Origin of the sequence: Bradyrhizobium sp. ORS 111 (assembly GCF_045571485.1) — a bacterium.
GTDB lineage: Bacteria > Pseudomonadota > Alphaproteobacteria > Rhizobiales > Xanthobacteraceae > Bradyrhizobium.
The window spans coordinates 154,021-167,159 of sequence record NZ_CP120701.1 but is presented as its reverse complement, the minus strand read 5'-3'; the positions used below and the strand labels follow the sequence as shown (position 1 = coordinate 167,159).

12 protein-coding genes are annotated in these 13,139 nt (G+C 65.1%); 7 read left to right on the top strand and 5 right to left on the bottom strand.

Features of this window, described 5'->3' with window-relative positions:
* Positions 1-49: 49 nt before the first annotated feature.
* Complete coding sequence (locus tag P6U30_RS00750) at positions 50-595, bottom strand: DUF2244 domain-containing protein (RefSeq protein WP_407167682.1); 546 nt, start codon at positions 593-595, stop codon at positions 50-52.
* Positions 596-617: 22 nt separating this feature from the next.
* Here P6U30_RS00750 and nth point away from each other — a divergent pair, with 22 nt between their 5' ends.
* From nth to P6U30_RS00730, 4 genes are all read left to right on the top strand, one after another.
* Entirely contained in the window at positions 618-1,388 is a 771-nt protein-coding gene (gene nth / locus P6U30_RS00745) for an endonuclease III (RefSeq protein ID WP_407167681.1), read from the top strand.
* A 230-nt stretch (positions 1,389-1,618) separates the two neighbouring features.
* Positions 1,619-2,671: a type III polyketide synthase gene (locus P6U30_RS00740; RefSeq protein WP_407167680.1), complete on the top strand. Its 1,053-nt coding sequence runs from the start codon at positions 1,619-1,621 to the stop codon at positions 2,669-2,671.
* Positions 2,668-3,180, top strand: a complete 513-nt coding sequence (locus tag P6U30_RS00735) for an isoprenylcysteine carboxyl methyltransferase family protein (RefSeq protein WP_407167679.1) — start codon at positions 2,668-2,670, stop codon at positions 3,178-3,180. Before P6U30_RS00740 ends, P6U30_RS00735 begins: the two co-directional genes overlap by 4 nt.
* Before the next feature lie 62 nt (positions 3,181-3,242).
* Entirely contained in the window at positions 3,243-4,745 is a 1,503-nt protein-coding gene (locus P6U30_RS00730) for a DHA2 family efflux MFS transporter permease subunit (RefSeq protein ID WP_407170648.1), read from the top strand.
* Between the two features lie 26 nt (positions 4,746-4,771).
* Here the strand turns inward: P6U30_RS00730 and P6U30_RS00725 are convergent, their stop codons facing one another.
* The 3 genes from P6U30_RS00725 to P6U30_RS00715 all read right to left on the bottom strand — a co-directional run bounded on the left by P6U30_RS00725 (position 4,772) and on the right by P6U30_RS00715 (position 8,115).
* Positions 4,772-5,524 (bottom strand): sulfate transporter family protein, encoded by a 753-nt coding sequence (locus tag P6U30_RS00725; RefSeq protein ID WP_407167678.1) that lies wholly within the window; start codon positions 5,522-5,524, stop codon positions 4,772-4,774.
* A 101-nt stretch (positions 5,525-5,625) separates the two neighbouring features.
* Positions 5,626-7,041: an MFS transporter gene (locus tag P6U30_RS00720; protein WP_407167677.1), complete on the bottom strand. Its 1,416-nt coding sequence runs from the start codon at positions 7,039-7,041 to the stop codon at positions 5,626-5,628.
* Between the two features lie 150 nt (positions 7,042-7,191).
* Positions 7,192-8,115, bottom strand: coding sequence for a LysR family transcriptional regulator (locus P6U30_RS00715; protein WP_407167676.1), 924 nt, complete (start codon positions 8,113-8,115; stop codon positions 7,192-7,194).
* 111 nt (positions 8,116-8,226) lie between these two features.
* Here P6U30_RS00715 and P6U30_RS00710 point away from each other — a divergent pair, with 111 nt between their 5' ends.
* The gene (locus tag P6U30_RS00710; RefSeq protein WP_407170647.1) at positions 8,227-9,396 is read left to right on the top strand and encodes a CaiB/BaiF CoA transferase family protein; all 1,170 of its coding nucleotides are present in this window, start codon (positions 8,227-8,229) and stop codon (positions 9,394-9,396) included.
* 7 nt (positions 9,397-9,403) lie between these two features.
* Entirely contained in the window at positions 9,404-10,351 is a 948-nt protein-coding gene (locus P6U30_RS00705) for a hydroxymethylglutaryl-CoA lyase (RefSeq protein ID WP_407167675.1), read from the top strand.
* Between the two features lie 199 nt (positions 10,352-10,550).
* On the opposite strand, the gene P6U30_RS00700 is transcribed toward P6U30_RS00705, so the two are convergent.
* Positions 10,551-11,444, bottom strand: coding sequence for a YiiX/YebB-like N1pC/P60 family cysteine hydrolase (locus P6U30_RS00700; RefSeq protein WP_407167674.1), 894 nt, complete (start codon positions 11,442-11,444; stop codon positions 10,551-10,553).
* A 186-nt stretch (positions 11,445-11,630) separates the two neighbouring features.
* Between P6U30_RS00700 and P6U30_RS00695 the strand changes: the two genes are divergently transcribed.
* Positions 11,631-13,028, top strand: coding sequence for a flavin monoamine oxidase family protein (locus P6U30_RS00695; RefSeq protein WP_407167673.1), 1,398 nt, complete (start codon positions 11,631-11,633; stop codon positions 13,026-13,028).
* Positions 13,029-13,139 lie beyond the last annotated feature (111 nt).

Here is a 13,139-nt window from a genome sequence, read left to right as displayed (position 1 = left end):
AATTTAGGAGCCATGGCGCATCCAAACCACCCGATTTCTGACAAGCCAATTAATGAATGGGATTATAGGTCGGGCCTCGCTTCGCGGCGTTCAGCGCGGCTATCAAGGCTTTGGAAAAGCTGGCCTTTTCGTCCGGACTCAGAAAGCTCCCAACGCTCACCCGGCGGCCTCTGGAGATCAGGTAAAGCCGTTCGATGCCGAACTCCTCATGCGACTTCTGCTCGAACTGGACCCAGAGCGGATTGAGCACCCATTCCACCACGTGGCCACGATGGCTGATCCGGCGCACCCGCAATTCCGATGATGTCACGGTGATCTCCTCGCTCGCCTTGGCGGTGCGGAAATTGACCTTGAACGCCCAATAGATCACCAGCACGTCGAGGCCGAAGAAGCCGAAGATCGGCCAGGCACCCATCCACCAGAACACCGCGCCGGCGACGAAGCTGATCGCGGTGACCGATGTCATCAGCACCGCGAAGCCGGTCCGGTTGAGTGAACGGTGCGGTGTCAGCAACGCCGAGAACAGCGTCGGCTCGACATCTCGGCCGGTCGCCTCAAGATCATTCCTGGGATCAAAATCATTGCCTGCAGTCATGACGTATCAGTATATCGCGGTCATGGCCAAAATCATCCGCTCTCAACGCGCCAAGACATCGAGCGTTCGATCGGCGCCCAAGAAGCCGAGGAAGAAGCCCGCAAAAACGGCAAAGCCGCTGCCTAAACGCGCGGCCAAGACGGCGGCGAAATCGAAGCCCTGGACCGAAGCGGAAGTCTACGAGGCCTTCAGCCGGTTCCGTAAAGCCAATCCCGAGCCCAAGGGTGAGCTCGAACACCTCAATCCCTACACGCTCCTGGTCGCAGTGGTGCTGTCGGCGCAGGCGACCGATGCCGGCGTCAACAAGGCGACACGAGCGCTGTTCGCGGTCGCCGATACGCCCGAGAAGATGCTGGCGCTCGGCGAGGACAAGGTGCGCGACTACATCAAGACCGTCGGGCTGTATCGCAACAAGGCGAAGAACATCATTGCGCTGTCCGCGAAGCTGATCGCCGAATTCGGTGGCGAGGTGCCGCGCACCCGCGCCGAGATCGAGTCGCTACCCGGCGCCGGCCGCAAGACCGCGAACGTCGTGCTCAACATGGCATTCGGCGAGCACACGATGGCGGTCGATACCCATGTGTTTCGCGTCGGAAATCGCACGGGGCTGGCGCCCGGCAAAACCCCGCTCGAGGTTGAGCTGGCGCTGGAGCGAGTGATCCCGCCGGAGTTCATGCTGCACGCGCATCATTGGCTGATCCTGCATGGCCGCTACACCTGCCTCGCGCGCTCGCCGCGTTGCGACGTATGCCTGATCAATGACCTGTGCCGGTGGCCGGAGAAGACCGTCTGAGGCATGATCGACATCACCAGGTTGTAACTCGTTCGACCTCTCGGGCCCGCAATTTAGCCAGGCCTGGCGCGGGGGCACTTAAATGCGGCGTCACGGTCGCCTCGGCTCGCGGCTAGTCAGAGCCTTCAACTTATAGTGAAGGTTCCGGTGTGCCGGTCACCGGCGTGCCTGGAAATATTTCGCTCATCGCGCGGTTCCATAGCAGGGGGCCGGAACCAGGGTGAGTTGGGATGACGAAGACGGCCGCGCTCGTGTCGGTGGCGACCTCGGTTCCGCCGCATCTGTTCCATCAGGAGCAGGTTTTGCAGGCCGCGCGTAAGCTCTTCGCCGACCGCTATCCGCAATTCGAAACGCTTTCGAGCCTGTTCGCCAATACCGGCATCCATCGTCGCTACGGGGTCAAACCGATCGAATGGTACCTCGAGCGGCGCGGCTGGCCCGAGCGAACGCAGGCTTTCCTTGAAGGCGCCGAGTCGCTGTATGTCGATGTCGCGCGCAAGGCGATTGCGCGCGCGGACCTTTCCGGGAGCGACATCGATGTCGTCGTCACGGTGTGCTCGACCGGGATTGCGACGCCGACGCTGGAAGCGCGGGTGGCCGGTCAGCTCGGTCTCCGGGCGGACGTATCGCGTGTGCCGGTGTTCGGCCTCGGCTGCGCCGGCGGCGTCTCGGGCCTGTCGATCGCTGCACGGCTCGCGGAAGCGCGGCCCGGCGCCAATGTTCTGCTGGTCTCACTCGAGCTGTGCACGCTCGCAGTCCGGCACGACGAGCTCACCAAGGCGAACATCGTTGCCGCCAGCCTGTTCGGCGACGGTGCTGCGGCAATCGTGCTGCGCGCTGGTGACGGCGGTGCGACGCGGGTCGAGGCGAGCGGCGAAAAGCTCTGGCCGGATACGCTCGACATCATGGGGTGGACCGTCGATCCGGAAGGCTTCGGCGTGGTCTTTCAACGTACCATTCCCGATTTTGTCCGCGATCATCTTGGGCCGGCCGTTGCCGAAATCCTCGCGCGGATGCAGCTCACGGTCGATGACATCGATCGCTTCCTTTGTCATCCCGGCGGCGCCAAGGTCATCGCGGCGCTGGAGCGGGCGCTGGCGCTCGAGCAGGGGACGCTCGATCACGAACGCGACGTCATCGCCGATTGCGGGAACATGTCGGCTCCGACCGTTCTGTTCGTTCTCGAACGCGCCTGGGCCAAGGGCTTGCCGCCGCGTTCGCTGCTAACGGCGCTGGGGCCCGGTTTCACCGTGAGCTGCGTCGCGCTACGGCACGCGGCGTGAACGTCGCGTCGATCATCCTTGCGCTGGTCACGCTGCAGCGTCTGGGCGAGCTGATGCTGTCGCGTTACAACACGCGGCGGCTTCTGGCGTGCGGCGCTGTCGAAGCCGGCGCAAGTCACTATCCACTGATCGTATCGCTCCACACCGCCTGGCTGATCGCGCTGTGGGTGTGGGGCCGCGATCAAGACGTCAATCCGGCGGCGCTTGCGGCCTATCTGGTGCTGCAGGGTCTGCGGCTGTGGATCCTCATCGCACTCGGATCACGCTGGACCACGCGGATCATTGTGCTGCCGGGCAGACCGCTGGTCACGTCGGGGCCCTACCGGTTCTGCTCGCATCCGAACTACGCGGTCGTGATCGGGGAGATCGCGCTGCTTCCGCTCGCGTTACACCTGCCGCTGACGGCGCTGATCTTCACGGTCCTCAACCTCGCAGTGCTTGCACTGCGCATTCGCGTCGAGAGGCGCGCGCTTGCCGCTCTCGGCCGGCCGCGCACGGGCACCCCGTGAGCGGCCGGGCAGCGCAGCGGACCGACGGCCCATCGATTGCGACCTGGGCCGGATTTCTCCTGATGTGCCTCGGCATGTTCATGGCAATCCTCGACATCCAGATCGTCGCGACCTCGCTGCCGACGATGCAGCGTGCGCTGGCGATCTCACCGGCCGCGATGAGCTGGATCCAGACCGCCTATCTGATCGCGGAGGTGATCGCGATCCCGCTGACGGGGCTACTGACGCAAGCGCTGTCGCTGCGATGGCTGTTCGTGACCGCCGTGAGTTTGTTCTGCATCGCGTCGATCGGTTGCGCCTTCAGCGGCGGCTTTTCCGTGCTGCTGATCTTCCGCGTGTTGCAGGGATTTTCCGGCGGCGTCCTGATCCCGGCGGTGTTCTCCGCTGTGTTCATGCTGTTCCCGCCGCGGTGTCATGCGGTGGCAACCACGATCGGCGGCGCCGTCGCGGTGTTGGCGCCCACGCTGGGACCCGTCGTCGGCGGCTGGATCACGCAGACCTGGTCGTGGCCGTGGCTGTTCCTGATCAATGTCGTTCCGGGACTCATCGCGGCTTCCGTTACGCCGTTCCTGCTGCCGCGCGAGGTTACTCATTTGCGTGCCCTCGCAAAGCTCGACAGATGCTCGCTTGTCTTGCTCGCAGCCGCGCTCGCAAGCTTCGAGATCGGGCTGAAGGAGGCGCCGCAGCGCGGCTGGATATCGTCGCTTTGCGTGAGCCTGCTGATCGGAAGTGCCAGCGGAATGGCGATCGTCATCCGGCGCACGCTGCGCGCGGCGCACCCGATCGCGCGGCTCTCGACGTTCGGGCGGCGTTCGTTCGCGGTCGGCTGCGCGCTCAGCTTCTGCCTCGGCATCGGCCTGTATGGATCGACCTATCTGATGCCGGTGTTTCTCGGCTTCGTGCGGCGTCACGATGCCTTCGAGATCGGCAGCATTATGCTGGTCACGGGAAGCGCGCAGCTCGTGGCCGCGCCGCTTGCGGTGATCCTCGAGGGCCGCCTTGGCGCCCGCATGCTGACCGCCGCCGGCTTTGCGCTGTTCGCGGTCGGCTTGGGCTTGAGCGCCCATCAGCCGCGCACCGCCGATTTCGACGAGATGTTCTGGCCGCAGATCGTGCGCGGGGTCGGGATCATGTTCTGTCTGCTGCCGCCGACGCGCATTGCGCTGGGCGCCCTGCCGGAAGCGGAGGTGGCTGATGCCAGCGCGCTGTTCAACCTGATGCGTAATCTCGGCGGCGCGATCGGGATCGCCCTGATCGATACGATTCTTTACGGCCGAAGCTTGATCCATGGCGAGGTGCTTCGTGCCCGTCTGCTGGCTGGCGACGTCACGGCGGCGCAGGCGATCGGGCTCGATCCGAATCTGCTGATCGACCGGCCACCGGGGCCGCCCGACGAGGCCGCTGTGGCGTTCGTCCGGCCATTGGTCGAGCGGGCATCGCTCGCGCTCAGCGTCAACGAGGCCTGGGCGATGCTTGCCTGCGTGGCGATCGTGGGACTTCTGCTGGTGCCGTTCGCGCGCGAACCGGCACCCGTGCTGGTGGCGGCGCCGTCGGATGTGACCTAAGCCAATGTGGCCTAAGCCAATGTGACCTAAGCCGTGGGCACGTTGCGTTGCCGCGCCGGCTCGATCAATTCGGGCCGTGAACCGGACAGCCGCTTGTGCATGTGGACCATGAAAGCCATGCCGAACAGCGGCGTCGCCAGATTGACGATCGGGATCGAGACGAAGGCCGCGATGAACAGGCCCGCGGCAAATATGGTCGATGCATGGTCGCGACGCATCGCCTTGGCTTCCGCCGGCGAGCGGAAGCGCATCGCGGCGAGCTCGAAATATTCCCGCCCCAGCAGCCAGGCGGTTGCGATGAAGAACACGATGAAGCCGGCACCCGCGAACAGCACGAAGGGCAGCGCGACCAGGTAGACCAGGATCGTCAGCAGCGCGGTCTTGGTGCCTTCGGTCATCGCCAGCGCGAACGGCAATGCCGCACCCGGACGCTCGGCCGGATAATGTTCGCGCTCGACGATGTCGGCGACGTCGTCGACGAACAGGCTCGCCACCAGCGAGGTGATCGCGGGCATCAGGAAGATGCCGCCAAGCACGACGCCAAGGCCCGCCGTGATCGAGATGATCCAGGACAGCACGTGCAGCGTGGAATGGAAGTTCGGGCCGAGCATGCCCTCGGCCCAGACCTCGCCATAGTCGGCAAACCAGCTCAGCAGACGCTGCAAGCCGATTGCCAGCACCGTGATGAGCACGAGCGCAAGCCCGATCGAGCGCCACAAGATCGAGCGCATCGGCGGTGACAGGATCTGCGAAAGCGCCTTGACGGCGGCGTCCAACATGACTGGGTTACCTCTCCGGAAGTTCTCGCGAGAGGTAGACACCCAATCAGGCTTCGGCAAGTGCCGGCTGTGTCGCGGTTAGGGCACTTTCGAGCGAAGCTTCAGGCATCGAGCGGCTTGCCGCGCACCGTGGGTCCCCAGACACCGATCGCGACGATCACGATGACCATTGCCGCGGTGATCAGCCCGAACACCCCGCCGACGCCGGCTTCGCGCAGCATGAAAGCCACGATGAAGCCGGAGAAGGTCGCGCTGAGCCGGCTCATCGAATAGACGAGGCCGGCTGCGCGGGCCCGGATCGCGGTCGGGAACACCTCGGTCTGATAGGCGTGATAGGCGTAAGACAGCGTCATGTTGGCGCCGGTCACCAGCACGCCGCTAGCGATCAACAGCGCCGGCTCGGTGAGTTGCGAAAACGCGAGCCCGAACACCGAGATCGCCGCGGCGGCGCCGCAAATGATCCACTTGCGCTCGAAGCGATCGGCGAAGGTCGCCGCGAGCAGCGGCGCGAGCGGATAGGCGACGGCGATGATGAAGGAGTACTGCAGGCTCTTGGTGACGGTGATGCCCTTCTGGACCAGCAGCGCAGGCACCCAGTTGGCGAAGCCGTAGACGCCGAACGCCTGGCATAGATTGAAGATCATGAACAGCACGACCAGCGCGCCATAGGGCGGCCGGAACAGCTCGGCAAAGCCGGCCGGCTTGATCGGCGCGCGCGCCGGCACGATCGCAGTCCTTGCGGCCAGCGGTGCGGCGGTTGCGCCTGCGGCGGCCTCGAGCGTCTGCATGATCTTGTCGGCGTCAGCGGCGCGGCCGTGGCGGGCCAGCCAGAGCGGGCTTTCCGGCACATAGAGCCGCAGCACCCAGATCACCATGCTTGCGGCGGCGCCGATCAGCACGACCCAGCGCCAGCCGTCGATGCCGTAAGGCGTAAGCGGCACCAGCCACCACGACAGCGCCGCGACGATCGGCACCGCCGACAGCATCACGGCCTGGTTGATCGCAAAAGCGCGGCCGCGCATCCAGCTCGGCACCAGCTCGGTGATGTAGGCATCGATGGTGATAACCTCGATGCCGATCCCGATTCCGGCGATGAAGCGCCACAGCAGCAGGCCGCCGGGCGTGGTCTGGCACGCCATGATCACCGAAGCTAAGCTGTAGAACAGCAGCGAATAGGTGAAGACCGCCTTGCGTCCGAACCGGTCGGCGAGGAAGCCGAGGAAGAAGGTGCCGACGAACAGGCCGGCAAAGGTCGCGGCGACGAAGGCGCCGATGCCGGAGAAGCCGAAGAAGGCCTGGGTCGTCGTGGTCATCAAGCCGCTGCGGCTGAGGCCGGGCGCGATGTAGCCGGTAAAGAATAGATCGTAGATTTCGAAGCAGCCGCCGAGCGACAGCAGGATCACCAGCCGCCAGACATAGGCGGAGGCGGGCAGCGCCTCGAGCCGCCGCGAGATCTCGTCAGGCTCGCTTGTCGTGCTGGCACGATCGGTCACTGAGCCGACGTCGACGGCGCTCATGCTGGTCCTCCCGGAATGATCCAATGGCCGCCTCTCTTGCGAAGGCGTGCCCGTCGACGCCATGTTTGGCAGCCGGAAGCCAGAAATCCAGACGAACATATCGAAGTAATCGTTCGAGATTTTCGATGGCGCTGGGCACACGAATGGGCGTCAGATCAGGAGGGTCGCCTCCCAGGCACCGCGCCCCACCTGCTCGGCGACCAGGGAGCGGATCAGCCGGCACATTTCCTCCATGACATAGGTCATCGGTCGGTTGCGCAGGCGGCAGAGATAGAGTGTGCGCGTCAGCTTCGGTTCGATCACCTCGCGCGCAATCAGCGCCTTTGCCTTCAGCGGCTCGCTCACGAAGTGGGTCGTCGCGATCGTGCAGCCCAAGCCGGCGGTCAGGGCGCCGATCATGCCGCTGGTCGAGTTGAGATGGAGGATTGCACCGGCCTCCAGCCGCTTCAGCGGCACGGGATCGTCCAGCAGCGCGCGGGCCGACAGCCCGTGCCGGAGCAGGATCAATGGCAACTGCGCCACCGCTTCGAAGGTGATCGGTGCCTTCTTGCCGACCAGCTTCTCGGTGCCGACGCAGAACATCTGCTCTTCCAGCACCGGCTCGGCGATCAGGTCCTTGTCCGACGGCGGATTATAGACCAGCGCGAGATCGACTTCGGAGCTCATCAGATGCAGCAGCGTTGCGCCGGAGAGGCTTTCGGTCAGCGACAGCTTCAGGTTCGGATATTTCGTCAGCACGGTGCGCATCAGAGGCACGCCGATCGCCTTCATTCCCGAATTGGCCATGCCGATCGAGATGTCGCCGGCGATTTCGCTGCCGCCTTCCTTGATCTCGCGCTCGGCCGCCGCCATCGCGCGGAGGATGATGCGGGCGTGCTCGTAGAGCCGCTCGCCGGCTGCGGTCGGTTCCATGCCGCGCGGCTTGCGCTCGAACAGCGGCGTGGCGAATTCGGACTCAAGGTTCGCGATATGATGACTCAGCGCGGACTGCGCGACATTGGCCTGATCCGCCGCCCGCGACAGGTTGCGCTGCTCGTAAACTGCGATGAAATAGCGGAGCTGGCGCGAGTCCATGGGCCAGAGCGTTCTAGAAGGACGAATACACTATTCGACAGATTATATTTTTCAGATAGCGTGCGGAAGCCTAGTTTGCCCTTAGTAACCAAAACGAGCACGGAGCAACCGATGACAGGAAGCGGGCTGCCGCTGGACGGCGTGAGGGTCGTCGAGATGACCCACATGGTGATGGGCCCGACCTGCGGCATGATCCTGGCCCAGCTCGGCGCCGAGGTGATCAAGGTCGAGCCGCCGGCCGGCGACAAGACCCGCAGCCTTGGCGGCATGGGCGTCTCGTTCTTCCCGCTGTTCAACCGCGGCAAGCGCAGCGTGGTTCTCGACTTCGAGAAGCCTGAAGACCGCGAGACCATGGATCGGCTGCTCGCCAGCGCCGACGTGTTCCTGGAGAATTTTCGTGACGGCCAGCTCGAGAAGCAGGGGCTCGGCGCCGACGAGCTGCGCAAGAAGCATCCGCATCTGATCCTTGCAGGCCACAAGGGCTTTCTGTCCGGTCCCTACGACCATCGCCCAGCGCTGGATGAAGTCGTGCAGATGATGTCGGGGCTCGCGGCGATGACCGGCACGCGCGACAAGCCGCAGCGGGTCGGCTCTTCCGCCAACGACATCATGGGCGGCATGTTCGGCGTGATCGCGATCCTCGCCGCGCTCTACCAGAAGCGCGGCGGCAACGGAGGCGGCGCGGACATCCGCATCGGCCTGTTCGAGAACTGCCTGTTCCTGGTCGCCCAGCACATGGTCGAGTATGAGATGACCGGGCGCAAGCCGCGCTCGATGCCCGAGCGCGAGCATGCCTGGCCGATCTACGACATCTTCGATGCCGCGGGGGGCGATCGCATCTTCATCGGCGTCGTCACCGAAGGTCATTGGCAGAGCTTTTGCCGCGAGTTCGGCCTCAAGGAATTTGCCGAGGATCCGACGCTGCGCACGACTACCGACCGCATCATGGCCCGCGACCGGATCATTCCGCGCGTTGCCGAGGAGATCAAACGCTGGAAGGTTGCGGACCTGTCGGCGAGGCTCGATGCGCTCAACATCTGCTTCTCGCCGATCAATCGGCCCGAGGACCTGTTGCAGGACCCGCACGTGCTGCGCCCCGGTGGCCTCGTCAGCAACGTCAATGCCGACGGCAAGCCGTTCCGCGTGCCCGCGCTCCCCGTGGAGTGGAACGGCGGCAATATCGGCGAAGGCCTGAAAGTGCCGGTACTCGGCGCCGATACCGATGACGTGTGCGCCGAGCTCGAACAACGGAAGCTTCCATCAACCGGAAACGCTGCGTGAGGCTGTCATGACCCGCATCCACGATATCTATCCCAATGACAGAGTGAGCCTGCGCGAAGTCGGCCTGCGCGACGGCCTGCAACTGGTGAAGACGTTCCCGTCGACGGCGGCGAAGCAGCGCTGGGTGCGTGATGAATATGCCGCCGGCGTCAGGCATTTCGAGGTCGGCTCGTTCCTGCCCGCCAAGACCTTCCCGCAATTCGTCGATGTCCGCGACGTGGTCGCGACCGTCGCCGCGCTGCCCGGCGCGCACGGGGTCGCGCTGGCGCTGAACGAGCGCGGCGTCAACGAAGCGCTGGCTTCGGGTGTGGCCGAGATCGCCTCGGTGGTGTCGGCGACCGAGGAGCACAGCCAGGCCAACGCCAACCGCTCGCGTGAATCCGCAATCGAGAACATCAAGCGCCTCTGCGAATTGCGCGATGCCAGCGCGCACAAGCCGGTGGTGAATGCCGCGATCTCGATGGCGCTGGGCTGCTCGATCGTCGGCGCCGTCGATCCAAAGGAGGTGCTGCGTCTCACCGAGAGGCTCTACGAGATCGGCGTCGACATGGTCGCGATCGCCGACACCGTCGGTTATGCCGGCCCCAAACAGGTCGGCGAATTGACCAAGGGTGCGGTGAGGATCGCGGGTGGAAAGCCGGTCTGCGTCCACCTCCACGATACACGCGGCATGGGTATCGCCAACGCTTCCGCCGCGCTCGATGAAGGCGCTCGCGTGCTCGACGGCTCGCTCGGCGGGCTCGGCGGCTGCCCGTTCGCGCCGGGCGCGACCGGCAACGTCGTGTTCGAGGATCTCGTCTTTCTCTGCGAGAGCAAGGGGTTTGCGACCGGCATCGATCTCGACCGGCTCATCGCGGTGCGTTCGATCCTCACATCCGAGATGCCGAACGAGCCGCTCTATGGCGGTCTCGCCCGCGCCGGCCTGCCCTGCGGCACCAAGGCGAAGGCGGCGTAGCCCTTTCAATGACAGGGGCAGTGCCAAGCTCACGTGTCAAACAGCGCGGTGTCATCACCCGCGCATGCGGGTGATCCAGTATTCCAGAGAGGCCGGTGCTTGAACCGAGAGGCCGCGGCGTACTGGATGGCCCGCCTGCGCGGGCCATGACACGTCGGTCCGAACTCGCAATAACGGACCCGTAGAGGCTCACACCCTTTCAGACCGACGCCGGCTCCGCGGCCGCGATCGTCACTTGCGCAGTCGCAATTGCAACCGGTGCCTTTTCGTCAATCTCTTCAGGATCAAGCGGCGGCGACTTGCTTTCTGGAAACACACCGAATTCGCCCGCCACCTCCTGGAGCGGCTTCTGCTTGTCGGCCCAGTGCAGGGCCGTGTAGTCGAATCCGTGCACGACGGTGGGTTTGACGATTTCGAAATAGGGCGAGATGTCGAAGTCGCGCGGCATGTAGAGCGAGGAATCGCGGATGTGCAGGATCTCGCGGCGCGCCTTGCGGCTGGCGGCGCGCGTGATCTTGGGCAGGATCGGGTAGCGCACGGCGTCGAAGGCCTGCGCGATCAGCGCCGAGCAGATGATCTTGGTCGGATCGCCGGAGCCGAACGCGATCATGCGCCGCCGCCAGCGCTGCGGGACCGGCAGCGGAAACAGGTAGCGCGCGAGATCGACGATGTTCTTGGTGTCGTAGCCGAACCCGATGCGGTTGATCGCGTAACGGCACACCGTGGTGCGGTCCTCGTAGGACAAGCCGACCGGCCGGCAGATGCGGGTGTGATAGGTGAAATATTTCGACAGCGGTGCGGACGTCACGCCTTCGCCGACATTGGCCTCGATCAGCACATGCTGCTCGCCATTGGGCTCGGTCGCGCCATCGACAGGGCCGACATAGAGCGCGGCATGCGACCAGGTCGACTGCGTGAGGTATTTGATGATGCCGGAAATCCGGTTGTTGCCTTCGACCAGCAGCACATCGCCGGGCTGGATGATGCCGCGCAACTGATCCGGCTCGCTCGGCGTGAACGGCTCGTAACCCGGGATTTCCTTTTGCAGGTACCCCGCGATCCATTTGCCGACGGTATCGAGCATTACGCCCATCAACTCCCCCGAGCGGTTCTGCGACCGCTTGCTGCGACATAATCATGGTCGCCAGCCGTTTCAATTTAGTTCATGCATGGCGCGGATCAATCATGATTGATTCACCATGACGGTTGCTGCAGTCAGTGAGATGCGGCACAGTTCGCGAAGCGTTCCCCTTTGCTGCAAGTCCCCGGAAACCATGCCATGACAATGACCCGCCGCGATTTCCTGTCGGCGTCCGCAGGGCTCGCAGCGGCGCCTGCGCTGGGCGGCCGGGTGCTTGCGGCGCCGCTGCCGCGCGACGCCGACATCGTCGTGGTCGGCGCGGGCGCGGCGGGCATTGCCGCGGCGCGGCGGATCGTCGCCGCAAATCGCAAAGTGATCGTGCTCGAGGCCGCCGGCCGGATCGGCGGACGCTGCCAGACCGATGCATCGACCTTCGACGCGCCGTTTGATCGCGGCGCGCGCTGGATGCACAATCCCGAGACCAATCCGTTGGTCCGCTTGGCTCGCGCCGGCGGACTCGACATGGTCACCGCACCCGTGGGCCCGAAGATCCGCATCGGCCGGCGCTATGCCCGACCCGGCGAGACCGAGGAGTTTCTTGCGGCGCAGGTGCGCACCAATCGCGCCATCGACGATGCCGCGCGCAAGGCCGATGTCGCCTGCGCTGCGGTGCTGCCGAAGGATCTCGGCGATTGGGCCGGCGCGGTGGAGTTCCTGCTTGGCCCAAGCTTCAGCGGCAAGGACCTCAAGGAGGTGTCCGTTCTCGACAAGGCCCGGGCGCAGGATCGCAATGCCGCGATCGCTTGCCGGCAGGGGCTGGGTGCGCTGGTCGCAAAGCTTGGCGAGCAGCTTCCGCTGGCGCTGTCGACGCCGGCACAGCGCATCCTGTGGAGCAATCGCGACGTGATGATCGAGACGCCCGCCGGCAAGATCACCGCGCGTGCCGCCATCATCACCGTGTCGAGCAACGTGCTCACGAGCGGCATCATCAGGTTCGCCCCGGACATCCCGAAACGCGCGCTCGATGCCGCGGCAAAGCTCAGTCTCGGCAGCTACGATCGTATCGCGCTGCAGATGCCCGGCAATCCGCTTGGGCTGTCGCGCGACGACGCGATCATCGAGCAGAGCAATTCGACCAGGACGGCGTTGCTCTACGGCAGCATTGGCGGCTCGTCCTTGTGCACCGTCGATGTCGCGGGCTCCTTCGGACGCGATCTGTCCGCGCAGGGCGAGAAGGCGATGTCGGCCTTCGCGGTGGAATGGCTGACCAAGCTCTACGGCAGCGAAGTAGGGGCAGCCGTGAAGAAGACGGCCGTCACGCGCTGGAACGCACAGCCCTTCGTGCTCGGCGCGATGTCGGCTGCCGCGCCCGGCGCGCAGTTCGCGCGTAGGGTCCTGAGCGACCCGATCGGCTGCCTCTATCTTGCCGGCGAGGCCACGCATGAGACGCTGTGGGGCACCGTCGATGGCGCTTGGGAGAGTGGCGAGCGGGCCGCTGATGCCGCCTTGCGCCGGATCGGCGGGGCGAGGGAGACACCGCCGGAAGAGCCGGCACCTGCACCAAAGCGCCGCTCGCGCCGCGCGCCGATGCGCTGAGCCGCAGCCATCAATCCAGCGCGTTTGAACGTGACAGGTAGATTTGCTACAGCAAGCGCCGCATATCCAATGTCGTCCCGGCCTCGTGCGGTCCACCGCACACGGCCGTCG

Excerpts from the sequence above, each read along its gene's own strand:
- P6U30_RS00730 (WP_407170648.1), top strand. The coding sequence starts at position 3,243 with ATGTGCCTCGGCATGTTCATGGCAATCCTCGACATCCAGATCGTCGCG.
- P6U30_RS00715 (WP_407167676.1), bottom strand. The coding sequence starts at position 8,115 with ATGGACTCGCGCCAGCTCCGCTATTTCATCGCAGTTTACGAGCAGCGC.
- P6U30_RS00720 (WP_407167677.1), bottom strand. The coding sequence starts at position 7,041 with ATGAGCGCCGTCGACGTCGGCTCAGTGACCGATCGTGCCAGCACGACA.
- P6U30_RS00725 (WP_407167678.1), bottom strand. The coding sequence starts at position 5,524 with ATGTTGGACGCCGCCGTCAAGGCGCTTTCGCAGATCCTGTCACCGCCG.
- P6U30_RS00705 (WP_407167675.1), top strand. The coding sequence starts at position 9,404 with ATGACCCGCATCCACGATATCTATCCCAATGACAGAGTGAGCCTGCGC.
- P6U30_RS00710 (WP_407170647.1), top strand. The coding sequence starts at position 8,227 with ATGACAGGAAGCGGGCTGCCGCTGGACGGCGTGAGGGTCGTCGAGATG.
- nth (WP_407167681.1), top strand. The coding sequence starts at position 618 with ATGGCCAAAATCATCCGCTCTCAACGCGCCAAGACATCGAGCGTTCGA.
- P6U30_RS00740 (WP_407167680.1), top strand. The coding sequence starts at position 1,619 with ATGACGAAGACGGCCGCGCTCGTGTCGGTGGCGACCTCGGTTCCGCCG.
- P6U30_RS00695 (WP_407167673.1), top strand. The coding sequence starts at position 11,631 with ATGACAATGACCCGCCGCGATTTCCTGTCGGCGTCCGCAGGGCTCGCA.
- P6U30_RS00750 (WP_407167682.1), bottom strand. The coding sequence starts at position 595 with ATGACTGCAGGCAATGATTTTGATCCCAGGAATGATCTTGAGGCGACC.
- P6U30_RS00700 (WP_407167674.1), bottom strand. The coding sequence starts at position 11,444 with ATGGGCGTAATGCTCGATACCGTCGGCAAATGGATCGCGGGGTACCTG.